Raw genomic sequence first — 24426 nt, 5'->3', positions numbered from 1 at the left:
ATTCCCAGGTTGGACAGCCCGCCCGCGCCCGCACGTGCGGGCGCGAGGCTACCGGTCACTCTTAGTTTCGGCAAGGCGTGGGCCGTCGCGCGTTCCGCGTGCGCGTCGTGGTGGGCGTGGACCGCCCGGCCTGCGTCTCTGCGGGACATGTGGGCCGCCTCAGCGGTCGACTCGAAGCGGATTCCCGCCAACGTGGGTGCCCTGCGCATCGCGTGGCAGGTATCGAACTGGACCGACCGGCTGCTCATGTTCGGGCTCATCGCGGTCGCCCCCACCTTCCTCACTGGGCTGCTGCGGTGGCTCGCCGCCCGACCCACCCGACGGTGGGCGTTCTACCTCATCCTCGCGGCGTTCGCCGCCACCTTCGCCCTCGGAAAGGGGTGACCTGCCATGTTCAACGTGGGTATCGGCTTCGGCCTCGTCATCGTCGCCATCACCGCTCAGTTCCTCATCTCGAAGCGGCTCAAGCACGCGAAGGTATCGCGGGCGTTCTCGTGGATCGCCTGGGGTGGGGCACTGCTGGGCGGGGTGGGCATGTCCTCTGAGTTCGGCAACGCCGTGGGGATCTCTGCCGGTGGGGCTGCCATCGCGTCCCTGGCCGCGCTGCTGTTCATCGTCGTGGACGTCGCGGACCGGCGCCCGGACTGGCCAGCGTTCATCCTGATCTGCCTCGCGCCAACGCTGATGCGGATCTCCGGCGGTGGCCTCGGCAACGTGTACGACGCGGTCCTGACCCCGTTTGACGGCATCATCACGGGGCTGCGCGCCTTCATGGGGATGTGACCTGTGAGCATCCTTCGCGGCGGCGTCACCGCGGCAGTTCATCGCGCGCTGTGCGGCAGCACGGCAGTCCGTGTGCCGGAGGACGGCTGCGTTGGATGCGGTGCCCCGGTTGCTGACGCCTACGTAACCAGCGGATGCGACCACTGCTCGGCCCCTGGCGAGGGGTTCTGCTGGGCGTGCATCGACAGATCATCGATCAGCCTGACCGACCTGACGGTCTTCGCAGGCCGTGGGCGGAAGGAGTAAGAGATGGATCCGATCTCAATCGCCGTGACGATCCTCGCCATCTACGGCATGTTGAAGCGGTCGCCGCAGTGGGCTGGGGAGATGGCCGAGGAATGGCGGGCCGCAAAGCGGGGGGACACATCCCCGGCGGCGCAGGCCCGCCGGCAACGGCTCATCGCGGCGGGTGTGGACCCGGCGGCGGGCGGACCGATGCGCCAGTACGTGGGTAACCGGTGGCGTGAGCATTGGCTTGACGCCGACGCGAAGGCAACCCAGCGGCGAGCCGGCCGTCTCGACAAGGAAGCCGCCGGGGAGGCACTGTCTCGGCGGGAGCGGTTGCAGTCGCGCCTGGACGACGAAACGACCCGCCTGGCAGAGCGGTGGCGGACCCGTGAGCCTTCTGATGTTGTTCCGCCGGTGTCCACCAACAAGGGTGGTGACAAGCCGGACCCCGGTACCCCGGATGGTGGCGGGGCCTCGCCTTCCGGGGACGTCGACCCGCCGAGCACCACCCCACCGGGTGGCAGCGCTGGGGGCACCAACACCCGCACCGACGACGGAGATCCCGACCCGATCCCCGACGGTTTCGACGGCGTGTTCAGCAGCACCGTCCACGACGACGACTGCTACACCAACCCCGGCCGCCCTCGGGAGCAGCCGCCTACCGCGAACCCCGGTGGCAGCACTCCCAACGACCGTGACCCGATCCGGGTGGACGCCACCGTTGGCGCACCCGCCCGCAGCAACACCCAACCCGCCGCAGTCGCGGCGATCACCGCAGGAGGAACCATGTCCAACGCCGTCGCACAGCAGGCCGTCACCGGTGTCGTTTCCGGCGCCGCTGAGGCCCGCGCCATACAAGCCGCTCTGATGCACGCCACGGATGAGTACGTGGCGCAACTCAACCGGCTGCGTGCCCGCATCTACTCCCTGGGCGAACAGACCCTGGGCACCGTTCAGATGTCCGGCAAGTCCCACGTCATCGCCAACACGGCCGCCGCCGCCGAGGCCGCCGCAGCAGCCACCGCGAACGCCCGCGCCTGCACCTCCGAAGTGGAGCCGCTGCTCGGCAACGTCGCCCGCGCTTTCGACCGCATCAACAGCTGACCCGCCGAGAAACGAGGAGGACGCCATGGCAGTGACGACGCACCGGCCGACGGCGCTGCCCACCAGCGCGCCCACCCCGACGATGACGAAGCCGAACCCCACGCCGGTACCTGTGGGGGCGGCGGCAATGCAGCCGTGGTTCATTGACGCCACGGACGACCGACGTAAGCGCATGCCTTACTTGGTGCCTGTTGACCACGACAACCACCGCACCGCTCACGTTCGCCACCAGTGTCCGAAGATGCGCAACGTCAACGGCGGCGGACGTGAGCGGTGCGCCGAGTTCGCGTGGCTGCTGCCCACGGACCCCCCGCTGCACTGCCAGCGGCACGGGGACAAGCTGGAGCCGCCGCAGGAAGCGCCGAAGGCGGCGCAGTTGTTCGCCGAGGCGAAGCGGCTGCACGGGCGCACCGCCGCGACGTGGGGGCTGCCGGCCGTCGCGGCAGCCACGGACCTCATCGCCGCGCTCGCTGACCTGCCGCCCTCGCACGTCGGCCTCACCGCCCCCGCAGCCGCCGTCGGCGTGTTCGTTGTGACGAAGCGGAAGCTGACCAAGCGGGCCATCGCCCGCAACCGCATCGAGAAGGGTCAGCGCACCGGCAAGCGGATCCAGGCCATCACCCGCCGGGCCCAGCGCGCCGCGCTCACCGCCGGGGAGACTGGCCTGTGGGCGACGGCCCTGGCCGCCACCGACATCAACACCTGGGCGGGACGCATCGTCGCCGCCGCCGGCATGGTCCGCTGGGCGTTCAGCATGCGCTCGTGGTGGGCCGCCGCCGAGGTCCGCCGCGCCCCCGCGCCCGCCCCCGCGCCGGTGACCGTGGACGTGACTGCGGTGGACCAGCCGGTGGAGGCACCCAACCCGCTGCGGCTGCGCGCCGTCACCACCTGGGCGATGCTCATCGGCCTCACCGGAGGCCCCCTCGCCGGCACCGAACTAGTCGACTACGAGCGGCTGCCCGCCTGCGAGGTTGGCGCCGCGACCCGCACCCGGCTGCCGAACTGGACGGCGAAGGTTGTCGCGAAGGTCCCCGGGTCGATCAACATGCGCGAGTCCCGCCCGAACCTGCTGGGGCGGATCGCCGCTGCGTACGGGTGTACTTACGCGGATGTGTCGTTCGCCGCCGACGAGTCGGACCTGTCCATCGGGTGGCTGCGGGTGCAGCCGGACAACCCGTTGGCTGAGACGAAGCTGTGGCCCGGCCCGAAGGTCGCCAGCGACTGGCGCAACGGCCGGTCCCGGATCGGCCGCTTCAACGACGGTCTTGACATCCAGTACCAGTGGTGGACGAAGCAGGGCGCCGTTCACGACCTGATCTCCGGGTGCACCGGTTCCGGCAAGTCGGAGTTGGTGGCGCAGCTGCTGCTCGCGTCGCTGCACTCTGAGGGCCTGGTCATCGACTGGGTGGGAGACCCGCAGGGCGGGCAGTCTTACGGGCAGTTGAAAAACGCCGTCGACTGGTTCGCCCGCGACACCTCCGAGATCCGGTTGATGCTGCTCGCGGCGCTCAAGGAGATGCTGCGCCGCAACGACGAGCTGTCCGAGCAGGACGTCAAGACGTGGCGTCCCACCGTGGACATGCCGCTGCTGGTCATCACCCTCGACGAGGTCCAGTCGGTCATCGAAGACCCGATCATCCTGGAACTGGTGGAGAAGCTGGTCGGGATGGGCCGCAAGTGCGGCATCAAGATGCGGCTAATCACCCAGATCCCGGCCGCATACAACCTGGGCGGCTCTACCTATATCAAGGAGCAGTTGAAGGCCGGTCAGACGCTGATCTTCCGGGCGATGACTGATGTCGCCGGCCGGTCCGCCGTCGACAGCGACTGCCCCGTCGACCCGACGGAACTTCCCTCGGTGTGGGGTGCGAACACCTGCGCCGGTGGGGAGACCACCGCCGGGCTGATGTTCGTGCAGGGCGTCAACGGCCGTGACGTGTACGGCCGCGCCGACTACACCGGCGACGACATGGGTGTGTGGCTGGTTGACGGCGCCGGGCAGGCCACCCTGACACCGGGGGTGTTCGGGCCGGAGGCGCAACAGGAGTCCGGCGTGCTGTGGGGCGACCGCAAGGAACGTGCCCGGCGACTGCTGGCTGCGGGCCGCTCCGACGCGGACCTGCTCTCGGGCGGGAAGGCCCTCGAACTGCTGGAGGCGGCGGCGATCACCCAGGTCACCCCGAAGGCTCAGCAGCCGGTGAAGGATCCCACCGAGCAGGCCACCGCCGAGAAGGTGGCGAAGGTGTCCCGCGATGTGGTGCGGGAAGCGGCGAAAGCCGCCGCGAACGCGCAGGGCATCGTCACCCGCGAGCAGGTGCTGGCGGAACTCGCGACCCGGAGCGAGGTGATGCCGCAGGGCACGTTCAACAAGGCGCTCACCGACTTGATGGCGGACGGGAAGCTGCGCCGCATCAAGAACGCCCTGTACGAGGTGCCCGGCCACCGAGGGGCACCCGACGCGCTGTTCGAGCCGGCGGAGGCGGGGAAATGACGACGCAGCGGCAGCGGCAGCCGCGGGTGCCCCGCCAGCGTCCGCCCGCAGGTGAGCGCCGCCAGCGTGCCGTGTACGGGATCATGACCCTCGACGTGAACAGGCAGGGTATTCCGATCCCCGGCGCCGCCCCGGTGGTCGGCTACATCGGGCAGTCGAGGCAGACGGTGTGGCAGCGGGAGCAGCAGCACCGCGATGAGCAGCCGTTCTCGGACCTGATCGTCGGCGGGTCGTGGACGATCGAAGAGGGCTTCTGGACTCAGCAGCAGTTGGATGAGCGGGAGCAGCACTACATCCGTCAGGGGGTGTCGTTGCTGCCCGGACAGAAGCGGCAGCGCCCGAAGTACAACATTGACTTCAATCGGGAGAACCCGGATCGGATCCCGCCGTGGGATGCGGTGACTCACCGTCAGGCCCGCGAGCCGGGTTGGCAGCCGGTGAAGGACGCCCATCGGCCACGGCAGCGCAGTGCGGGTTCGTTTGCTGGGCCAATCACCGTGCCAGCGTGGTCGTGGGAGTGGACCCCGCAGCGGATCCGGATCGCGGCGTGGGCGGCAGGGTGGCTGGTGATCGCCTGCGTGGTGGGTTGGCAGGCCGCCTCCGGCCCGGTCGCGACCGCCGGGGATGGGCTCGCCTACGGGTCGGGTGTCGCCACCACTGCTGTCGGGTTGCTGCTGCCGGGGAAGCGCCGCCGTCGCCGTAGGTCCCGCCGGTGATGACCTGGCGGTGGGAGGCGTTCGACCCGGCCGGGGTGCGGCAGGTCGCCGACGTTCTCTCCGACCCGTGGGCGATGACCGCTGATGTTGCAGCGGACACGGCCATGGCGCACCTGATGGTGCGGGTGCGACCCGAGTTTGGTCGGCTGGCCGGGTGGCGGGTGCGGGCGTGGGCGGCGGGTGTTGGTGAGGCATGGGCGGACGCGGACGAGTGGTTGCGCACGGTGGAGGGTGTGGGCGGCTAGCCTGCGAGGATGCAGCCGCAGCATCCGTTGGCGCCGGGGGTGACGTGGGTGGTGACCGGGCATCTCGGCCCGTTCAAACGGTGCGCGTGGCGGATGATCGGCCTGGCCGAGGCGGCGCAGCGGTCAGCGGCGTTGGACCGGCGTCGCCGGCAGGGTGAGAATTAGCAAATCCATCGGGGTTCCGTCCGGCATGTGCGACCCGGCGACCTGCTGCCATCCGGCCCGCTCGTACACGCGGCGCGCGGCAGCTAGCGGGTTCGATGCGAGGGTGGCGTAGGGCTCGGGTCGCCCGTCGAGCAGCCGGCGCATTAACTCTGAGCCGATGCCTTCACCGCGGCGGCCGGAGTGCACGATCCATTCCATGACGGCGAACTTGTCAACGTTCAGCAGCTCGGCGGGCGGTTCACGGTCGGCGCGGGTCCACCACCGCCCGGCGGGCATCGTCCACCCGTAGGCGGCCCCGACCAGTGTGCCGGCGTCGTCGGCGGCGACCAGCGTGAACCCGGGCCGGGCCGCCTCACCTGGTAGCCCGTCAGCGAACCCGGCCACCTGCTCCGGCCCCTCCCCGTACGGTGGTTCGGCGTACACGAGGGCGTACAGGTCGACGAGCGCCGGGAACAGGGGCGCGGCGGTCGCCCCCGCCCGCAGCGTGAACGTGACAGCCATCCCCGGATGGTAGGCGGCGGTCCGCGTCACTGGCGGGTCGGCGGCGGTGCGGGCAACCATGTGTACAGCCATGGCGGTCCCGTCCCGGCGACCGGCTCCAACTCGTACACGCCGTCAACGTCGGCGTCGAGGAGTTCCCCGCTGTAGTCGATCCACAGCCACGACTGGTCGATCACCGGTGGGGGAAGGCCGTCGTCGTCGAGGGGCACCAGCAGGGACCGTCCGTCGACTGGGCCGCCGACGGCGGGCACATCGAGGCGATCCCACACCGGTCGATCCTTAGCCGGGCGCCGGGCGCCGGGCGGGTCAGGCGGGTTTCACATATCAGGCGGTGACCCGGTCGGCGAGTTCCCCGAACACGGGCCGGCGCCGCTCCGCCGCTGGCACGGCGTCCATGGCTTGCCGGGCGACGGATCGGACCAGCGCGTTGTGCTGCTCTGGGGGTAGCCCGTCCAGCAGGTCGGCGGCCAAACGCAGCCCATCGGGAACATGCCCGCCCCGGATGAGACACGCCGCCCGGTGCAACTGCACTTGTGCGCGTAGCCGGCCCTGGGATTGGGGGTACAGCTCCAACGCCCGATCCTGCGCCTGCTCGGCCCGGTCCAACCGGCCGGCGTGCGTGAACACCCACGACTCGGTGTGCCGCAGCCGGTGCTCCGGCCACCCCCACAACGATTCGACATCCCCGACGATCGTGGCCGGCAACTGCTCGGCCAAGTCGGCGAGTTCCCGCACCGTCGCCACCGCCTCCGCATGCCGGCCAGCCAGGGACAGGGCTTGCGCCCTGCCGGCCAGCAGCCCGCACGCCGCCGACGTGGCCTGCCCGTGCAGCAGCGGCAACACCTGCTCCGACATCGCCACCACTGCGGCGGGGTGACGCCCGTCGTAGCAGCCGTTCACCACATCCCACGCCCGCACCAACACTCGCGTGTCCGGATCGCCGGATTCGTCGGCGACCCGCTGCGCCGTCTGCCACCAGCGGCGGCCCATCGCCGCCTGCCCGGACGCGACCAGGCTGAGGGCGACGATCACAGACAGTCGGCCGGCGGCCCGCAGTAGTCGGGGGCGTCGGCTGCCGGTGTCGGCGGCGAGCTGGTGTTGCAGCACTGTCATGTCGGCGCCCAACTGCGCCATCAACTCTGCCTGGGGCTGCCGGTAGTAGCCGTGGCCGTAGTCGGCGACGATCTGCTCCCACTCGTCGTGCTCCACGTCGACGGCGGCGCCCAGCCCGTGGCGCAGCGCCTCCAACCCGACCAGGGGAGCGACTGCGGGGGCCGCAGCGAGTGCGCCCATGGCCCGCAGCATGGTGCGTCTGTGCATGTCGGTGTCGCCTGCCTGACGGTCGTACGCCTCGGTGAGCGCACCGCCAGCGTTGAGCGCCCGGTCCACGGCGTCGGCGAACGACTTCGCGGGGCGGCGGGCACCTCGCTCCACCTGTGAGATGTAGCTGAAATCGAGGTGGGCGGTGTCGCCGAGGTCCCGCAGGGACAGCCCGGCAGCTTTGCGGTGCCGCTTGAGTATGTCGCCGAATCCGTCCATTCCGCCCCCCAGCGTGTGGGCTGCCGTGTGGGCCCACTGCTCACGGCTGCCGTATCCCCAGCTTATCGGCCATGGTGAACATGTCAGTACATGGTTGCTGACCGAATGGCGCAGTAGCTCGTGGCCGGGACGGCGGGGGCCGCTGCTGCCGACCCGAGGTGTGGCGGCCGGGATCAGACCCCCAGCCTGTTCCGGTCGCCACCCCACCCACCCGCAAGGGGGCGCATGTGGACGTGTGGCGGATACGCAACAGTGGGGCGGTGCGCGGCGACAGCCCACCGCCGAAAGGCTCAGGCGTGAACAGTCGCCTCGACGCCGACCACCCATTCGCCTGCGGAACGTCCGGCCGTCTCGCCGGCAACCAGGGCCGCCGCTACCCGAGGGCCAGCCGATGATCGGCGACCTGAACGTGCCAGCCGGGCAACTTTTGCACCTGCTCGCCCACGAAATTCGACCCAACCCGACGCACCGCGACGAACTGGTGCGTGCTGTCGCCGTCTATCGGGCCGAGATTGGCGGCATGGTGTGGATGCGGGGGCATGTGTGCGGCGGGGATGTCGTGCCGGACTGTGCGGCCGGCTGGTGTTTCGAGGCGCAGGTGTCAGTGGATGCGATCCGCGCGAACCTGGCCGGTGCGCGGTGAGCCGCCTGGATGAGCCGACCGACCCGGCGTTCGTGGCGCACATCGCCCGGCAGGTGATCGCCAGCCACAAGCAGGGTCACCGCTGTCAGCGGTGCACCGATGAGGGCTGCACGGAGCCGGGGTGGGCAGATTCGATGCTGCGCCGGTTGGCGGCGGCGCCAGCGGCGCAGCGTGCGGCGATAGCCGATGGACGTCCGGTGGACCCGACCGCCGGCGAGGTAGAGGGAGCACGGTCATGACCCAGCTTGGTCAGTGGTTCAAGGCGAGCCGGTGCGACAACTCCGGCCCGAACTGCGTGGAAGTGATGTTCGCTGGCGGGGGCCAGGTGCAGGTGCGGGACAGCAAGAACCCGGGCGGCCCGGTCCTCACGTTCGACGCGGCGGAGTGGGACACGCACGTCGCCGGGGCGAAGGGCGGCGAGTTCGACCTGCCGGAGCACGCCCGCTGATCTTTCCTCCACCCGACAGAACCGGCCCGGACTCTCCCCCGTTGAGTCCGGGCCGGTTCTGCATGCGCAGGCCACGGGTATAGGACGGTGTGGATCGTGAGCATTGGCGGGCGCTCGCGGCACGGCATACCCGCTGCGATCAGGAGCCCCGCCGATGCCGTGACTGCGGGTACGCCTACTGGCCGTGCTGGTACAGGCTGCGAGCCGACAGCGAACTCGCCCCTGAACGCGAAAGAGAGGCCGCCCTCCCACTCCAGCCCGCGTGGCGGCAGGGCATGAAGTGGAAGGGCGGCCAAGGCGTCGCCGCTGGGGAGTAGGGAACGACGCCAGATCGTGGGGGCGGACGGTCAGACGTTGGGCTCCGACAGCGGCCGGTCCTTCACCACGCTGTTCTGCGCGGCGGACGCCACACCCGTCGGCCGGTAGAAGCCCAGGTGCACGGCCACCGCGATACCGAAACTCACCGCAGTCGTGTACACGACGGGAATCCACTCGAACACCGCGCTCGTGTTCTCGGCCTGCAACCACGCCGACAGCACCGAGTTGACGGCGGACAGGGCCAGCAGCAGCACCGCCTTCACTCCGGCCGAGGTGGACTGGCGGGTGACGAGGCCGACGAGGATCGGCAGCAGAACCGTGATGGACAGGGACAGCAGACCGCCAAGGTTCGGCGCGAAACCGTAGATGGGCAGCTCAGGAACGTCGTTCATGACCCCTCCTCAGGGTTCTTGTGTGATCTCGATAAGGGCGCTGCGCGGCCCGGGATAGCGTTCGTTCGCGTGGGAGGCAGATTGGATCTGAAAGTCGATCGGCAGCCCGGTCATCTGCTGGCCAAGCGTGGCGAACGCCAGGGTGATCGCAGCGAGCTTCGGATCGGTCTCGCTGCTGCGGAAGATGTCGCCGAACCGCTCGGTGAACTCTTCGTCCGGCAGGATGAGGCGCACATCCACGTCCCGCCAGTCCTTCCGGTCGAGTGATGAACCGACGTGGTACGGGACGTGGCCGAAGTAGTCGGCGACTATCACGCCGAACTTCGTCAGCCAGATCCCGGCGGGCATCCCTGTGCTCACGACACCTCCCCAAATGACCTGTGGCCCTACGCTGGGCGGCGTGACGGATGACGGTGAGGTGGTGGTGCCGTGGCGGCTCACCGGCCTTCAACGGGTACGCCGCTGGCAGTTCGGGCACAGCTCCGGGTTCGGCTCCCGACACGTCACCCTCGGACACACAGCCGACGGCCGGTGGTTGGCTGAGGACTCCGACACCGCGCGTGGCAGCCGCGCCTACCGCACCCGGGAACGCGCCGAACGCGCACTGGCCGAACTTATGTGGGACGGCGAGTGGCACGAAGCGCCCGCCGTGCTCGACGCCAACGGGCAAGCCGACGGGTGGGTGCGCTGCGGTGGGACGTGGGTTCGTGGCTCAGAGGATGCAGCCGAGGATCGGTAGACAAATCAGCCCATCGTCCGGCGCTTCCGCCGGCGGGGCGGCCGGCGGTGACGGTTTCGGACCCGACGGGCCAGGACGCCCCGGTGGACCCGACGGACCCGGCGCCGGAGACGGCACCACCCGCACACCCTGCCCCTGCCCTTGACTGCCACGCCCAGCCTGCGGTGAACCCCCGCCGGCCGACGGTTTCACCCCAGCCGGATCAGCGGTGCACCCATACCGACGGCGAGCATCCAACACGGCCGCATCGCGGGGTTGCACCCGGTCCAACACCACGCAGTAGTCGGCACGCAGCCGCTGCAACGCCGCATCCTGTGCCGCTTTCTCCGCGTCCCGGCGCAACCGGCGTTCCTCCAAATCGGCGCTGACCTGCCGCTCCAACGTGGCCACCCGCGCCCGGGTGTCCCGGTCGGCGTCCGCCCGGACAGCCTGCCCGATCAGATAGGAGGTGACGTTGGTCAGCAGAAACGCGACCAGCATCGCCAGCAGCACAATCCGCAGCCTTCGGGTCAGATTCTCCCCGACCAGCGGCTCATCGGACAGCACCGGGGACAGCAGTTTCCGCTCATGCTGGCGGGTCATCGAACCTCCGCCCCGTCTCAGGGTCGATGCCGGCGCGGATCAGCCAACCCTCGTAGCGCAGGCGGATCAGGTGTTCTTTGTCGAGGCTGTCGCGGAGGATCACGTTCGCGGCGAGCGCGTCGTCGAGTTCCTTATCCACCCGGGCGTCGAAGCGCGCCCGCCGGTTTTCGTCTACGTCCACACGTTTGGTGCGCAGCGCAAACCAGCCGGTGACCATCGCCACCCCGAGGGTGACGGCCTGGGTGAGGTACAGCAGTTGTACGGGTGGGCCACCGGTGGCGGCTTCCGCCGCACGGGGAAGGATCATCGTGAAGGCGAAGCACACTCACTCGCCGCCGATCTGTTTTGGGGTGGCCCGCGCCGCAATGAACGCCAGCACCGCGACCACGAGAACGGACGCCGGGGCACTCCACGACAACACCCGCCCGTGATACAGCCACGCGGAGGCGATACCGGCAGCCCAAGTCATGTACCAGACGGCGTACAGGCCGAGACACAACCGCAGAGGTTTCTCCCGGCCGGTGAGGGCGGCCCGGTGGGCGGCGATAAACGCGGCGATGGTGAGCGCAGCCAAGAACACTCCGCGCAGTCGCATCCCTCCGACCGGTGGGATGGAACGGAGCACGTCGTAGGACTGCGCCTGGTAGGCGACGTCCCCCGCCAGCAGGCCAACCGCATCCCATGACGCTTTCGCCAGCACGATCACGACGACGGTGCGCCACGGGATGCTGGGGTTGTCGGGTAGCCGCAGCAGGGAAAGGGTGACCATCGGCTACTCGGCCACCAGCCGTCGGGCCAGTTCGTCGGCGACCTGCCGGGCGAGGGTGGGCGGGATCGCGGCGGCGATGGCGGTCGGATCCAGACCGGCCAGCACGCCCTGGACGATGGCCGGCTCGTCGGTGAAATCCCGGCCGGACAGGGTCACCAGTTGCGCCTCGATTCGGGCGAGCGACTCGGCGATCCGGTTCGGTTCGGTGCGGCGGGTCTTCTCGCCCTCAATCTGGTAGCTGGCCGGCTTGCCCGACAGCAGCGCCTCCGTCCGGCTGGTGGTTGCCCACGCGATGGCCTTGTCGCCCTTGTCTAGCGCCATGTCGTCGTCCGCCTTTACGGTGAGTCCCAGCACGATCGCCAGGATGCGTTCCATCAGCTTCCGGTTGCGGCAGTGCCGCCGGTCGATCGTCAGATGCCAATGCCACAGGTGTGAGCTGTCCGAACTGGCAGCCCGATCGCGCACGTTGTCCCAGCCGTCCACAACCTGATCGCCGTCGACGTTGCCGAAAAACTCGACGACCTCATCGAGTAGCCCCGCCTTCATCGCCGCCAACAGCCGCTTGCACTGGGCGATCATCTGCGTGTCCGAACCGGGCGTGAAGTCGACGCCGGCAACATGCCGCGCCTGCTCGGCCGTCAACCCCGACTGCACCGTGTAGGTGCGGCTCGTCGAGAAACGGGACTTGAGCAGCCATTCCTGCGAGCGGTGCGCGCCGCGAAGGTGCGCGGTGTCGCCCTTCGACCCGAACGCCGCCCGCGGCCGGTTGGTACGACGGCACAACTCGTCACCCAACCAGTCGATTTCGGGGGTGACGATCTCCCGAGCCCAATACGACTCGGCCTGCAACTGGGTGTACGTAGCCATCAGCCCTGCCCTCCCGTCACGGTCCGATCCGGTAGACCGCGATCGCGGCCCCGGACACTGCCGTCCCCGTCGTCACATACAGTTCGGCGCGGATCACCGCACCAGCCGTCAACCTGCGGATTCCGGTCGCACTCCAACCGCTCTCGGCGGACCCACCGAACGGCGTCCGAAACTCGCGACCCGCCATGACCACCTGCGCGAATGCTCGACCGGGCTGCGCGCTCGTCACCAGGCCCTGCACCGTCGTCGAATACACCCCGTTCGACGGCACCGTCCACTCGGTTGCGTTCGGCTTACCGAACGGGCCCACATTCGACGTCGCCGCCTGCCAGCGGACCGCCACGATCGTTGTCACCGCCACCGACTGCGGGCTGACCTCCGACGCCGCCTCGAACCCGATCGTGGCGCTGTCCAGCCGCACCACCTCATCCTCAACGGCCTGCGCGAGGGCTTGGGTCGCGCCGGCGATGTCCGGTGGATCCTCCAACTCCAGGTAGGGAAACCCGTAGACGGATGTGGTGCCGGGCATGCGCGCCTCCTGTCACAGCTGGCGTGGGGTCGATACCGTCAGTCCCGGCATCAGATCGGGGAGTGACAGTGAGACGGACCGTTGGGATGGTTATCGGTGCGGCGTCGACGGCTCTTGCCGTCGCAGCGGTGACCATGTGGGTGGGGGCGTTCACCGAAACCCCCACGGCACCGTCGCCGGCATCCGTGCCCGTGGCGGCGCAGCGGTACAAGCCACCCGCCGTTGTCGTAGCCGACGGTCTACACATCAACCGGGTTGAGGTCGCCGAATTTGTGGAGCGGGTCGTTAACGATCCGCGCGGATGGCGAACCGACCTCGGCCAGTTCACGGTGCGGATCGTGCCTGCCGGGGCAGAGGGAACCCAGCCCATGCCGGGGCGGATCGGCCAGGCCAACCCCGCAGACGCGACTGTGGTTGTCAGCGATCAGGCGTGGACCACGTTGGGTCCACGCTTCGCCGCCGTCGGGGGCACCCTCACCGACCAGCGCACATGGGTGGTGTTACACGAGGTGGGGCATCTCCTGGGGCATGAACACCAGCCATGCCCAGGGTTGGGTCCGTCACCAGTCATGAGGGACACCAACTACATGCTGGGGGTCGGCTGCACCTTCAACGTGTGGCCCAACCCGTAAATCACAGTGCGAACACGGCTATCTCCCGCTGCTGAAACTCGACCGCACCCTCACCAGCCCACGCACCCGCATGCCGATATTTGAGGGTGAAAGTGTTGATGCCCGGGTTGAGGCCGGTGAACAGGTGCATCATGGCCGCTTGGAGGCCACCGGCGACCACCGCCGCCCCCGGGTCACCCGACACTGGATGTTCAAGGTATTGGCCGAGTGAGAACGCTGCGTTCGCGGCGATGGTGGTGGCCCCGGACACGGCAACGGACGTACCACCGGTGGAGATGCGACGCCACGCGATCTTCCCCGCGTCGGCGGACCAGAACACCAGAGCCATCCCCGAGGATGAGATCCGCACCGACACGGATGGGCCGACGCTTGCCCCGGACAGGTCACCGTACGTGTCGGAGTTGCGGGTGCCCATCGCATCGTCGCGGGCGGCGACGATCCGCGACGACACCATGCGCAGCGCCGACGCGGCGGCATCAGATCCGGGGATGGTGAGCCGACCGAGGATCGCCCACGACGACACTGGCCCGCCCGTCGACAGGATGCCCACCACATCACCCGGGGCCAGCAGCACAGCCTCGTTGGTGTTGAGGATGGGCAGATTGGTGACGAGGGTTCCGCCGACGTCCACCGTGTTCTCGGCGGTCTGCGTGTTCCACGACCGGATCACACCCTGCCGGTAGCCGACGCCGGGTGCGGGTTGCGCCGCCAAGACCGGCGTCAAATCGTCTGAGCCGTACGACGCCATCAGTCACCACCCAGCAGCACAGTTGTCTGCTCGCGTGTCGACGCTGACATGGCCGCCTCAACGGTCAGCGGAATGGTCATGCGGTCGATGATGTGCATCTCCGACCGGCGAGGGAAGGTGACCCGGATCGGGTCGTACGGCTCCAGCGCCGGGTTCGGTACCGCCTCCAAATCCACCGAATACGGCAAACCGATCAGCCTGGACAAGGTGGTGGATGCTGCTGCTCTAGCCCGCGCGGCCGTCGTCAACAGCGGTGAGTTGTAAAAGTAGGGGACCTTCCCGAACGGTCCACCCCAATAGGTGGGCGACGCCGGGTTCAGGTCGACGACGACGGCGCGCGCCGGGTATGCGGTGTCGGCACCTTCACCACTCGCTACGACCGCGTTGTATGCGCCCTCACGGGTGATACGCCGATCCACCGACACGAGCACCCCGTTCGCGCCGTGGTTGACCTCCCACACGGGGCTACTGGTCGACGGTGGGGTGCGCACCACCAGGACGCCACGGTGATCCCAGTACCAGATTTTGCCCGCCGACGTGATGATCTCGTTCGCGGCGGCGTACCGGTCTTCTTCGGCGATGATCTGCCGGCCGATGGTCGCATCCCGTTCGGCGGTGTCATCCCACTCGATGGTCGCCCACGGGTAGATTTCTGTGACCAGCGCGGTGATCGCCGATCCGCGTGTGGTGGATGCGGGGAACGGCACGGCGGCGGTCAGCCGTCCATCAACGATGCCTGCCATCCGGTCCCGGGCTGACACGCGGATTGGTCCGTCGGGGGCGTCGTCCTGTTCGGCGGTGTCGATGCGGTGGTAGCCGAGCGACACCCATTCGGTGGTGCCGTTGCCGTAGCGGATGCCCCGGCGGACAAAAATCTCATTGCCGTACGGGGCGAGCGGCGATGACGTTCGGGTGGGCCACATGCCCGCCCCGGCGACGGTGACATCCAGGGTGGATCGGATGTCGGCGGTGCCGTCGATTTGCACATCGCCGTCGAGGATCGAAGCGGTCGTGCCGCTCGGGTTGACGCCGGTTTGGCCGGGGGGGACGATGCGTGCCTCGAACACGGCTTGGTGTGAGCCGCGCAGTGTGGCGAGGAAACGGTCGCTGACGGGACGCACCAGCACACCTCCAGCCCTATCGAGACGGGAGAAGGGGATGCGTGGGTCAGTCGACGATCACATCGGAGGGGGAGCCGATCAGCTCCAACACGCTCGCGCACGTCGGATGGGCGGTCAGCACCGCCGCGCACGACGTGTACACATTCAGCAAACCCTGACACGACGTCGTCGCGCCCACCACATCCGGGCCGGGCGCGGCGACTTCCGTCAACGGCAAGCTGAACACCCGCCACACCAGTTCAGCTGTCGGTGGGGTCGCCTCCCGGCTGTCGCCAACCGCCACATAGCCGCCCGGGGTCGCCGACAGGCGGCCCGCGTCCGGCGGCACATGCACGAACAGAATGTCGCCTGCCGCCAGGAGTAGATCCAGGTCGGAGCGTTCCTGCTCCGTATACGTGTTGACGTCCAACGCCCACTGGCGGGATCCACGCACATCCGTCACCGCCACCGGCATGCTGCGGCCCTTCACGTCGAACACGCCAGCCCGCGACCGGCGGGTGATCTCCGAATAGTCGCGGACAACGACCTGCCGGTTCAGAAATGGGCGGGCCAGGGACTTCAGCCACACCCCGTCAATGACGGGAGTGATCGTGCCCGCAAACAAGGTCACCTCCGGTGAGGTGACCGCGAAACTGTCGTAGCTGAACGTGAACGGCAACGTGTTGGTAGTGCCAGCCGCGAGCACTGACCGAACCCGCAGTAAACCCGTGGCCGTCCAAGTGGCTGTCATGCTGACGGAAGGCTGCGCCGGATCGGGCGCCGATGTCAGCCATGCCCACGCTTGCACTGACGATCCCGCTGCCCGCAGTCGCAGTGATATCGCCGATGTGGCTACGGCGCCCGAAACCACGGGGAACGCGCTAAGAGTTTCTATCCCGCCAACCACCTGCCGGGCGTTGACGGTGATAGTTCCATCGACGTTGTAAAACAGTCGGGCCTCCACCCGATCGTTCGCTACCTGCCGGCCAGCGATAGTGACCGTCGTGTTGTTGTCCGCACCCGTAGGTGTGGCGGAGGCGGTAATGCCTCGCAGGGTGATGTCAAAGTTCGCAAGACTGACATCCTGCCGTGACTCCAGCGTGACGGCTCTCACGGTGTGCGTGTGCACTGCCGCCGTGCCGTTGGTGCTGTACGCCGAGGCGGTGCCGGTCTCCACCCACGTCGGCCCGAAGTTTGGTGTACCCCAACCGTTGGACGCGACACGGGTAAACCCGTCCGCCGGCGACGGCCCAACCACCCGATACCAGTTGGCGATGTTCGGCGCGAACTCGTAGTCGTCGAGGCGGACCACACCGCCGACAGGATTGAGTGCCGCCCCGCCTCGCACCGTCGTCCACGACACCTGATTGGTGGACCGCTCAACGCGCACCGTGAAGCCGTCGACTAATCCATCCACCGTCAACCTGACCCGCGACAACACGGGATCGTAGATGATCGGCCCAGACGTCGGCGGGGGCGGTGGTGTGCTACCTGCGGGAACCGGCACGGCGGATCACCTCACATCACGCCAAGGAGGTAGCAGAGCCGGTCTGGTGCCACCCACGACCCGGGGAAGATCGGCGTCGCCATGTCGGTTTGCCCCGACACCATCAGCCCCGCCGGGTGCCCGTAGGTGGCGTCGCGCATCAACGCCGCATTGTTGTTCCCTGCCGTGACCAGCGCGGGCATGGTCGTGCCAATGAACAGCACGGCCAGGGCGTACACCTTGCCAGTAGGGTCAGCCACGCACCGGTACGGGGACGTCAACGCCTGCTCGTAGCGGGTGTTCGTGGCTGCGGCGAGAGCGGTGTTGCTGGCCGACTGGGCGCGCAACGTCAACTGCGCGGACGCATACTCGTACAAAGCGACCTTCGCGAGGGTCAACCCTGACGCGGCCGTGCCGCCGGTGTAGAAAGCCACCTTGCTGACGGTGATCTCTTCCTGCGGCTGAAACAGTGTCAGGTAAATGCGCCCCGAGGTGAGCGCTTCCGAACCTCGGGCACCCCACATCGGGATCGGCTCGATAGCGGACGCTGAACTGCGGCGCACCTGCCGGGCGGGCCCGATGTGGGTGTACCGCTGACCGGCGGTGATCGGCCATTCCAGTCCAGCCTGGTTGCGCAGCCTCGGCGGTGCCAGGTCGGAGCGGGAGTACCACGCGCCGCTCACCTGGATGTCGCTGGGAAACGGCCCGTCGTCGCGAATGAAGTACGTTGCCTGCGTGCCGGTCACCCGGATCGACGGGTTGGCAACCCGCAACGCCTGATCGCCGTTGTCACCCAACAGCCGGATGCACGTGTCGTAGTTGTCCCAGGCGTTGTAGAAGTCGCAGTCCGACAGCACCAGCACCGGCCGGTCCACGGAGCCGCGACGGTCCAGCAGGAGTAGTTCCGCGCCGCTGCCACCGTACGTGGTGGTGGCCTCAAAGTGGCAGTGGGACATGAATACCTGCCCGGCGCGCTGGTGGAGTGACTGGGCGTGGTAGTCGAATGAGCAAGAGTCGAAGTAGAACGATGCGCCTGGCTGGTCGATGAACACGGCTATTCCGGGCCCGTCAGCGAAAATACATGACGTGAAAGCGACGTTTTCGCCGGCAGTGGTGGCGAGTCCCATCTTCACGCCGTACGTTTGCGGGTTGACGAAAAAGCACCGGTCAAACCCCAGCAGGTAGCTGTTCGAGGTGATGTCGACCTGGACGTCGAAACCCTTGATGCCCACGTCTCGGAAGGTGAGGCTGTGGGCACGTCCATTCGCCGATGCGTTGTATAGCCGCAGGCAGGAAGCCTGCCCTGCCCCACCGGGGCCGAGGAAGCCAACACCGCGAATAGCGTCGTACGGTTCCGGTTTGAGGCCAGTTTCGACGTTGTTGTCCCACCCCAGCGTGAGCGCATACTGGCCGGCAGTCAGCCCTGTGGGCACGATCGTGGTGGCCTGCGGGCCGGCTCCGACGATTGACACCCGGCGGCTGTTCACCGACCACGGTGCGGTCAGCTTGTAGGTGCCAGGGGGAATGACAAGCACGGCGCGTTGAGCGGCTTCGGCGGCGGCGGTGGCGGCGAGGAAGGCGCCGGTGTCGTCAGCAGTTCCGTCGCCGACAGCCCCGAACGCCCGCACGTTGAACAGTCCGGACTGCGTGACGGTTATGGCGTCGAGCCGCCGGTTGTTGTCGGCGTCCACTGGGAACACCGGACCGCCGTCTACCGACACCCACACCCGGTCCACCAGTCCGTCTGGGAACCAGTACAGCTCGGACTGCCCCCACGCGTCGTATGCCACCTGCGAGCCGAGCACTGCCCCTGACGGCGTCTCCGACCCATCGAATGCGTGAATATCTGCCAGCACCGTGCCAGCGCTGTCGGCGTACACCACTGCGGTGGCATTCGCCGCAGGGGCACCGTTTTCCCGGTACCCGTACCGGGAGCCCGCATCGGGGCCGAGGAGCCGAGCCATCACATCCTCCCGACCCCAGCGCTGACACGCCGTTTCAGTTCGCGGTTCTGGTCGCGTATCACCTTCACGATGCGGCCCTCCAACTGCTGGCCGTCGATCTCCACATAGACGTGGGTGTCGCCTTGGCTGACCTGCACTTGGCCGCCGCCGCCGGACTGCTGGTAGGGCTGCCCGGTGATCGCCGAACGGGGCACCACCGCCATGCCGTACCACTCCATCGCCCGCCTGCCGATCGAGATGGAGCGGGCCGCGTCGCCGACTCGCGGGATGAACGCCTCACCCTGCGTTTCAGGTTCGGCGATCATGTATCGGCCGGGGTTGCGGGGTGTGAACACTGCCGCTTCACGCAGCAACCCTGTCGCCGCCTTCGCGTACGGACCCTCATGGACCCCACCCCAACGGTCCCGACGGATGGTTCCGCCGGGAACTTTCAGATCACCGCTGCTGGTCCAGCGCACCGAGCCCTCAACGTAGATCTTCTGATTCTTCAGCTCATCGATCTTTGCCTTGAGGACGGCGATGGCCGCTTTCGCCTCCTGGACGTCAGCCCTAAACGGAACCGTCTTGCTGGGCGGAACCGTCTTCACCACGAAGTTGAAGTCCTCCACCTGCTTTTTCGCAGCCGCCGCCCCTGGCGCCGACACTGCCGTCTGCTTGAGCGGCGGCATCTTCGCAAGCGAGGCGAGCAGAGCCTCAATTTCGGCGTCGGTGAGGTTGGTCTGCTGCAACACCCCCCGCAAGATGTCGATATGCCCGTTGTAGGCGGCGGTCGCCTCCTGCACCGACTGCGTTTCGTCGTACCGCTTCTGGGCGGCCTCGGCGGCAGCCTGCGCGGCCCGGCCGACAGCGATCCGGTTTTCGATGGCAGCCCGCGAGTTCCCGGCGACCGTATCTTTGTTCCGTTTGAACGCCTCGCGCACGTCATCGATCGCGTCGATCGCGGACAGGGCGGCCTCGTCGGCGTCCAACTGCACACCGTTGAGGGTTTGCCACGCCCGCGTGTACGACCCCATCGTGGTGAGGGCGTCTTCCATGGTGCCGTTGAGGAGCTTCTGCTTCGCGCCCACCGAGCCGGCGGCCATGTCGGCGTCCTTCAACGCCTGCTCGTAGGCAGGAAACAGTTTGATCAGTTCGTCGGCGTTCATGCCCGACTCGGACAAGATTCGGTTCCACGCCTCGAACGACGCCGTCTTACCTGAGGTTTCCACTAGGCGGGCCAGCGACTCATCGAGGGCTTTCACGTTCTCGGTGCCGCCGGTCCACGACCCGCCCCAGAAGACCTCGTTCAGGTCCCGAGCCCCAGGGATGATCCCCTCAATGGCCCGGCCCAGCTTCGGGAACCACGAGTCACCGGCGGCGCGCACATCTTGGCCCACGTCGCCCAGGCCGTCACCGAAGATTCGGGTGGCCTCACCGGTCACCTTGCCGCTGACCGCGTACTCCTGCAACGCCTTCGTCAGCCGCTCCACATCGGGGGCAGCGGCCCGGAACTGGTCGAACACCACCCCAGCAGCCTGCAACGCGATGAACGCCCCAGCGGCCCGGCCCGCCCACTTCGTGGTCGACTCCAACCCGCGACCGGCCGTCGCACCGGCAGGGCCGAGCCCACCCAGTTTGTCGCTGAACTTCCCCACGGCAACCTGAGCCCGCCCGAACACGGTGACGACCCGGCCGCCCAGCATGGTCAGGGCGGCACCGGCCAGGATGACAGCCTGCACCCCGTCCGGCAGGTGACTGAACAACTCCGCCAGGTCGCCGACGGTCTGCGCGCCCACCTTCAACACGTCGAAGAAGATTTCCACGGCGGCGCGGGTACCCGGATCGGCAAGAGTCTCGCCCAGGGTTTCGCCGAGCACCAGCAACACCTCAACGGTGCCCCTGATGGCGGCGTTGCCGGTAGCGATGATCCCCTCTACCGAGCGCATGTCGTGGGCTTCGTCGTTGAACTCCGCCACCGCGTCGGCCATGTCCCGCAGCAGCGTCGAACCCTGCCGCATTCCGCCGATCCGGCCCACGAGGACGAACACCTCACGGGTCAGGTCGAGCAGCGCGTCAGCCTGCTCGGCGGCGTCGGCGAAGAACGCTTCCAGGTTGCCGTTGCGGGCCGACCGGTCCACCCACGTGTTGAAGTCGTCCACGTACTGCAACAGGCTGTCGCCGAACGCGTCCACGAACGGGGCGCTGCCGGTGAACAGGTGCGCAAGCGCCTGACCTGTGGCGGGGATCCGGGCGTTCACCTTGTCGAAGAAGCGGTCCGACGACGCCAGCGCCGCATCCAGGCCAGTCAGGAACCGCTTGTCCCTGCCCAGCCGGAACACCTGCGTGAACGTGTCGTTCCATGTGTCGCCGAACCGGATGACCTGCCGTCGGGCAAACGGCAACGCCACCTCAGCGGTCTCCCGCAGTTCCGTGTTCAGGCCGGCGAACACCCGATCCTGGGCGAGTTGCTGCAACCCCACCAGTTCCGGCTTCAACCGGGCGATCTCATCCACGAACAGCTTCGCGTTCTTGGACAGCTTGTCGTAGGCGGTGGCAACAGCGGCCCCACCTGATGCCCCACCAGCGGCAGCCGACTCCTGCGCCGCCGCGAGGGCGTCCGTGGCGTCGATGACCGCTTCGGCGGCGTCCTGCTGCCGGCGCAGGGCGGACTGGACCTGCTCGGAGCCCTCAACACCCGCCTTGGCGGCCTCAGCCTGGTCTTGGCGCAGGTCCTTCGCCCGCACCGACACCTCAGTCATCGATTGGACGGCCTCGTCGTATGCCAGCTCGGCGCGGCGCATGTCCTGCTCAGGTACCAGCCCGGGTGATTCGGCGTTGACCTCCCGCAGGTGGTTCAACTCCTGCTGCGCCTCTTCCAAAGACAGCGCCGCTTCGCGCTCATCCAGGGCAACCCGGCCCAAGGCGATGCGCATGTCCCGCAGTTCGCGGGTGGCATCGCGGCGGGCCCGGTTCACATCGAGCTGGGCCAGCCTGGATTCGCGCTGGGCGCGGGCCAAACCGCGTTCGGCGGAAGCGATGGCGCGGGTGTTCGCCGCCCCACCACCGCCACCGCCACCCCCACCACCACCACCGCCGGCCGGCGGGTTGAACACCTCACCGATCGCCGACCCAACCCCGGCACCACCGAGCGCCAAGGTGGCCAGGGACGCGGCGGCACCAGCGGCCAGGCCTGGGATCGCGGCCAAGCTGCCGCCAATGGCGGACAGCACCGGGGGGACACCCTGCAACGCCGCCGTGGCAGCGGTCGCGCCACCAGCGAGGATGAGGAACGCCCGACCGCCGGACGCCACCGAGCCCAGGTTGCCCAGCGACCCGGCGATGCCACGACTCGCCGACGCACCGAGGCGGCGTCCTTCGGCGGCGAACCTGCCGTCGGCGGACCGCATCCGGCCCAAAGCGTCCCGGGTGAGCCCGTCACCGAACGCCCGGCCCGCGTCCTGCCCGGCCGCGGCGAACCGGCCCCGGGCGTTGCGCAGCCTGCCGTCGGCACCGCGCACCAGGCCGTCACCCAAACGGCGGCCGGCGTCGTCGCCGGCCTTACCGAGGGCAGCAACCTCAGCCTGCGTGGCCTTGGCTTCGTCGCGCATCCGGCGAACCTCGTTCGCCCCGTCGCGCATGTTCCGCTTGAACGTGGCCATTTCGGCGACGAACTGCACGGCAATCCGCCGCATGCCGCCACCCCCGCCCGGTCAGATGGCGTTCTTCGGTTTGGGGGAGCCCCGTCGTACCCGCACCACCCGGGGGATCAGGGCGCGTTTGTCGTCGGGGTCTTGCTTGTGCAACCGCATGGCGGTGGTCACTGCACATTCGGCGGGGGTGATGGGCCAGTAAATCCACGACGCCCGGGGGTTGTTGCGGTCGGCGTCCTTCGACTGGCACACCTCGGACGGGCCACCACAGTGGGGGCACACGTCGGCGTCGTACTCGGCGAGGGCGAGCATCCACCCGCGTTGCTGCTCATCCCACGCCGACTCCACCCACTCGGTGGAGCGGATGACCCTGCCAGCGTCGTCGTACTCGTAGTCGGTGACCCGCTCGGCCACCCACCCGTCGAACTCGCGCAGCGTGATGTGCTGCCGTCTCGCGGCACGGACCCGAGCTAGGAGGCCCGGGTCTGCCGTGAGACGGCGAACGAGTTTGGGACGTCAACCTTGCGGATGTTCAACGCGAGGGCAGTGTTCTGCAACTGGGCGAACTGCCATTCGGTGATCCGCTCGTCCAGCAGGTCCGCCCACGTCTCATCGTCCAGGTCATCCGGCGAGTAGGTGGACGCCCGGATCAACGCGACCATGAACGTGTCGACGTTGTAGCCCAGTTGCTGGTCTTCGTCGTTGTCCTTACGCGCTGGGTGCTGCTTGATCAGCTCAGCCCACACCTTGCGGGACAGGGCGCGCATGCGGAACACGATGGTGTCGGCGCGCATCTGGTCCTGCACGGCGGTGATCTGATCACCGATGGCCTGCACGGCACCGCTGCTGTTCAGCCGCTTGTCCTTGCCCGCCGCCGCCTCAGCGTCGGCCAACTGGCGGTGTAGATCTTCCCACTCGGCTTGCAGGTCACCGCGCAGGCAGATGTCGACGGTGCGCTCGGGCAGTCGCGCCGCCTGCAACCGGTCCTTGGTGCTCGGCGGAGGTGGTGCCGCCTTGGTGGTTCTGGTGGTCATGTGGTCAGCCCTTTTCAGATCAGCCCTTGGACACGGTTTGGTGGCGGTGTGGGCTAAGGGCTGAGAAAGCCCACACCGCCAGCTCGGGGGGTTGAGAGGGTCAGGCGACGACGACGGCGTCCTGCACGACCGGGCCGATAATGAACGGCTTCTGCTGCACCGTCAGCACCGAGTTCGCGCTACCTGGCTGCTTACGCCGGTAGCCCATCTTCGCCGGGTACACATCCACGATGTCCCCAACAGCGAACGCCTGGTCGTATGGCACACCAACCCGGGACACGAAGTAGCCGGTAGTCAGGCGGGTGAGCGTCAGGTACAACTCGTTGTCCGCCGGGGAGTCCGGGTTGTGCACGTACGAGATCATCAGCGAATGCTGAATGCGGCCCGGCTGCTCATACGACGCCACCGAACACAGGCGATCGTCGGCGACAGTCTGCTCGTCGGTTTCCGGCGTCCACCCCTCGGCGGTGAGGTAGCAGGACGCGTCGACCACAGACCCGGAGGTCAGTTCACCGACGGTGGGGTGCTCGGGGTCGGCGAGGGCGGGCACCCACAGGACGGCCTGGTGACCATCGGCAGGCACGGACAGAGGTTGACTCACTTCGATTTACTCCTTTGGTGCGTCGGTGTCAGCCGGCGCATCGGCCGGAGTGCTAGTCGTCTTGGTTCGGCGGGTGCGACCGCCATCGGCGGGCGGTGGGCCGCTGGTATGTGGACTGGTCGGGGCGTCGGCATCCTGGCCATAACCGCGAGGGATGAACGCCTCACCGCCGG

Annotated in this window: 29 protein-coding genes; 11 read left to right on the top strand and 18 right to left on the bottom strand. The window is 68.3% G+C overall.

Annotated features, from left to right (window positions below; all coding sequences use genetic code 11):
- Positions 1-147: 147 nt before the first annotated feature.
- The 6 genes from AB0H52_RS13800 (at position 148) to AB0H52_RS13775 (ending at position 5567) form a co-directional block, all read left to right on the top strand.
- Positions 148-384: a hypothetical protein gene (locus AB0H52_RS13800; RefSeq protein ID WP_357947491.1), complete on the top strand. Its 237-nt coding sequence runs from the start codon at positions 148-150 to the stop codon at positions 382-384.
- A gap of 6 nt (positions 385-390) precedes the next feature.
- Positions 391-783: a hypothetical protein gene (locus AB0H52_RS13795; protein ID WP_357947488.1), complete on the top strand. Its 393-nt coding sequence runs from the start codon at positions 391-393 to the stop codon at positions 781-783.
- Positions 784-1032: 249 nt separating this feature from the next.
- Positions 1033-2115, top strand: a complete 1083-nt coding sequence (locus tag AB0H52_RS13790) for a hypothetical protein (protein ID WP_357947484.1) — start codon at positions 1033-1035, stop codon at positions 2113-2115.
- 241 nt (positions 2116-2356) lie between these two features.
- Positions 2357-4606, top strand: coding sequence for a hypothetical protein (locus AB0H52_RS13785; protein ID WP_357947481.1), 2250 nt, complete (start codon positions 2357-2359; stop codon positions 4604-4606).
- Entirely contained in the window at positions 4603-5322 is a 720-nt protein-coding gene (locus AB0H52_RS13780; protein ID WP_357947478.1) for a hypothetical protein, read from the top strand. The genes AB0H52_RS13785 and AB0H52_RS13780 overlap by 4 nt, the downstream gene beginning before the upstream one ends.
- On the top strand, positions 5322-5567 hold the full coding sequence (locus tag AB0H52_RS13775) for a hypothetical protein (protein WP_357947475.1): 246 nt from the start codon (positions 5322-5324) through the stop codon (positions 5565-5567). The genes AB0H52_RS13780 and AB0H52_RS13775 overlap by 1 nt, the downstream gene beginning before the upstream one ends.
- A 123-nt stretch (positions 5568-5690) precedes the next feature.
- Here AB0H52_RS13775 and AB0H52_RS13770 read toward each other — a convergent pair whose 3' ends face one another.
- The 3 genes from AB0H52_RS13770 to AB0H52_RS13760 are packed head-to-tail and all read right to left on the bottom strand — an operon-like array spanning position 5691 to position 7772.
- Complete coding sequence (locus AB0H52_RS13770) at positions 5691-6233, bottom strand: GNAT family N-acetyltransferase (protein ID WP_357947472.1); 543 nt, start codon at positions 6231-6233, stop codon at positions 5691-5693.
- A gap of 26 nt (positions 6234-6259) precedes the next feature.
- Positions 6260-6502 (bottom strand): hypothetical protein, encoded by a 243-nt coding sequence (locus tag AB0H52_RS13765; RefSeq protein ID WP_357947469.1) that lies wholly within the window; start codon positions 6500-6502, stop codon positions 6260-6262.
- 55 nt (positions 6503-6557) lie between these two features.
- Positions 6558-7772, bottom strand: coding sequence for a helix-turn-helix transcriptional regulator (locus AB0H52_RS13760; RefSeq protein WP_357947466.1), 1215 nt, complete (start codon positions 7770-7772; stop codon positions 6558-6560).
- Between the two features lie 391 nt (positions 7773-8163).
- On the opposite strand from AB0H52_RS13760, the gene AB0H52_RS13755 reads away from it, so the two are divergent.
- From AB0H52_RS13755 to AB0H52_RS13745, 3 genes are read left to right on the top strand one after another with little or no spacing between them, the layout of a single operon-like run.
- The gene (locus AB0H52_RS13755) at positions 8164-8415 is read left to right on the top strand and encodes a hypothetical protein (protein WP_357947463.1); all 252 of its coding nucleotides are present in this window, start codon (positions 8164-8166) and stop codon (positions 8413-8415) included.
- Positions 8412-8654: a hypothetical protein gene (locus AB0H52_RS13750; protein ID WP_357947460.1), complete on the top strand. Its 243-nt coding sequence runs from the start codon at positions 8412-8414 to the stop codon at positions 8652-8654. Before AB0H52_RS13755 ends, AB0H52_RS13750 begins: the two co-directional genes overlap by 4 nt.
- Complete coding sequence (locus AB0H52_RS13745; protein WP_357947457.1) at positions 8651-8863, top strand: DUF397 domain-containing protein; 213 nt, start codon at positions 8651-8653, stop codon at positions 8861-8863. The genes AB0H52_RS13750 and AB0H52_RS13745 overlap by 4 nt, the downstream gene beginning before the upstream one ends.
- 347 nt (positions 8864-9210) lie before the next feature.
- On the opposite strand, the gene AB0H52_RS13740 is transcribed toward AB0H52_RS13745, so the two are convergent.
- Together AB0H52_RS13740 and AB0H52_RS13735 are read right to left on the bottom strand one after the other, a co-directional pair.
- Positions 9211-9573 carry a hypothetical protein gene (locus tag AB0H52_RS13740; RefSeq protein WP_357947454.1) on the bottom strand — a complete coding sequence of 121 codons (363 nt, stop codon included), beginning with the start codon at positions 9571-9573 and terminating at the stop codon, positions 9211-9213.
- A gap of 9 nt (positions 9574-9582) precedes the next feature.
- The gene (locus AB0H52_RS13735) at positions 9583-9933 is read right to left on the bottom strand and encodes a hypothetical protein (protein ID WP_357947451.1); all 351 of its coding nucleotides are present in this window, start codon (positions 9931-9933) and stop codon (positions 9583-9585) included.
- Positions 9934-9973: 40 nt separating this feature from the next.
- Between AB0H52_RS13735 and AB0H52_RS13730 the strand changes: the two genes are divergently transcribed.
- Positions 9974-10312 (top strand): hypothetical protein, encoded by a 339-nt coding sequence (locus tag AB0H52_RS13730; RefSeq protein WP_357947448.1) that lies wholly within the window; start codon positions 9974-9976, stop codon positions 10310-10312.
- Here the strand turns inward: AB0H52_RS13730 and AB0H52_RS13725 are convergent.
- From AB0H52_RS13725 to AB0H52_RS13705, 5 genes are read right to left on the bottom strand one after another with little or no spacing between them, the layout of a single operon-like run.
- Complete coding sequence (locus AB0H52_RS13725) at positions 10286-10894, bottom strand: hypothetical protein (RefSeq protein WP_357947445.1); 609 nt, start codon at positions 10892-10894, stop codon at positions 10286-10288. The two genes, AB0H52_RS13730 and AB0H52_RS13725, sit on opposite strands and share 27 nt — an antisense overlap.
- Positions 10878-11201: a hypothetical protein gene (locus AB0H52_RS13720; RefSeq protein ID WP_357947442.1), complete on the bottom strand. Its 324-nt coding sequence runs from the start codon at positions 11199-11201 to the stop codon at positions 10878-10880. Before AB0H52_RS13720 ends, AB0H52_RS13725 begins: the two co-directional genes overlap by 17 nt.
- Before the next feature lie 18 nt (positions 11202-11219).
- Entirely contained in the window at positions 11220-11663 is a 444-nt protein-coding gene (locus AB0H52_RS13715; RefSeq protein WP_357947439.1) for a hypothetical protein, read from the bottom strand.
- Positions 11664-11666: 3 nt separating this feature from the next.
- Positions 11667-12512, bottom strand: a complete 846-nt coding sequence (locus AB0H52_RS13710; protein WP_357947436.1) for a hypothetical protein — start codon at positions 12510-12512, stop codon at positions 11667-11669.
- A 34-nt stretch (positions 12513-12546) separates the two neighbouring features.
- Positions 12547-13059, bottom strand: a complete 513-nt coding sequence (locus AB0H52_RS13705; RefSeq protein WP_357947433.1) for a hypothetical protein — start codon at positions 13057-13059, stop codon at positions 12547-12549.
- An 86-nt stretch (positions 13060-13145) separates the two neighbouring features.
- On the opposite strand from AB0H52_RS13705, the gene AB0H52_RS13700 reads away from it, so the two are divergent.
- Complete coding sequence (locus AB0H52_RS13700; protein ID WP_357947430.1) at positions 13146-13691, top strand: hypothetical protein; 546 nt, start codon at positions 13146-13148, stop codon at positions 13689-13691.
- Between the two features lies 1 nt (position 13692).
- Here AB0H52_RS13700 and AB0H52_RS13695 read toward each other — a convergent pair whose 3' ends face one another.
- The 8 genes from AB0H52_RS13695 to AB0H52_RS13660 form a co-directional block, all read right to left on the bottom strand.
- Complete coding sequence (locus AB0H52_RS13695) at positions 13693-14439, bottom strand: hypothetical protein (RefSeq protein ID WP_357947427.1); 747 nt, start codon at positions 14437-14439, stop codon at positions 13693-13695.
- On the bottom strand, positions 14439-15560 hold the full coding sequence (locus AB0H52_RS13690; protein ID WP_357947424.1) for a DUF5047 domain-containing protein: 1122 nt from the start codon (positions 15558-15560) through the stop codon (positions 14439-14441). The genes AB0H52_RS13695 and AB0H52_RS13690 overlap by 1 nt, the downstream gene beginning before the upstream one ends.
- Positions 15561-15606: 46 nt before the next feature.
- Entirely contained in the window at positions 15607-16980 is a 1374-nt protein-coding gene (locus tag AB0H52_RS13685) for a hypothetical protein (protein ID WP_357947421.1), read from the bottom strand.
- Positions 16981-17057: 77 nt separating this feature from the next.
- Entirely contained in the window at positions 17058-18989 is a 1932-nt protein-coding gene (locus AB0H52_RS13680; protein WP_357947418.1) for a glycosyl hydrolase family 28-related protein, read from the bottom strand.
- Positions 18989-22375, bottom strand: a complete 3387-nt coding sequence (locus AB0H52_RS13675) for a hypothetical protein (RefSeq protein WP_357947415.1) — start codon at positions 22373-22375, stop codon at positions 18989-18991. Before AB0H52_RS13675 ends, AB0H52_RS13680 begins: the two co-directional genes overlap by 1 nt.
- Before the next feature lie 303 nt (positions 22376-22678).
- On the bottom strand, positions 22679-23032 hold the full coding sequence (locus AB0H52_RS13670) for a hypothetical protein (RefSeq protein WP_357947412.1): 354 nt from the start codon (positions 23030-23032) through the stop codon (positions 22679-22681).
- A 56-nt stretch (positions 23033-23088) separates the two neighbouring features.
- Complete coding sequence (locus tag AB0H52_RS13665) at positions 23089-23652, bottom strand: hypothetical protein (protein ID WP_357947409.1); 564 nt, start codon at positions 23650-23652, stop codon at positions 23089-23091.
- A 100-nt stretch (positions 23653-23752) separates the two neighbouring features.
- Positions 23753-24235: a hypothetical protein gene (locus AB0H52_RS13660; RefSeq protein WP_357947406.1), complete on the bottom strand. Its 483-nt coding sequence runs from the start codon at positions 24233-24235 to the stop codon at positions 23753-23755.
- Between the last annotated feature and the right edge of the window lie 191 nt (positions 24236-24426).

This window comes from Micromonospora sp. NPDC050695, assembly GCF_040654415.1.
Taxonomy (GTDB): Bacteria; Actinomycetota; Actinomycetes; order Mycobacteriales; family Micromonosporaceae; genus Micromonospora.
The sequence above is the reverse complement of the archived record's forward strand: the minus strand, read 5'-3'. Positions and strand labels throughout refer to the sequence as shown.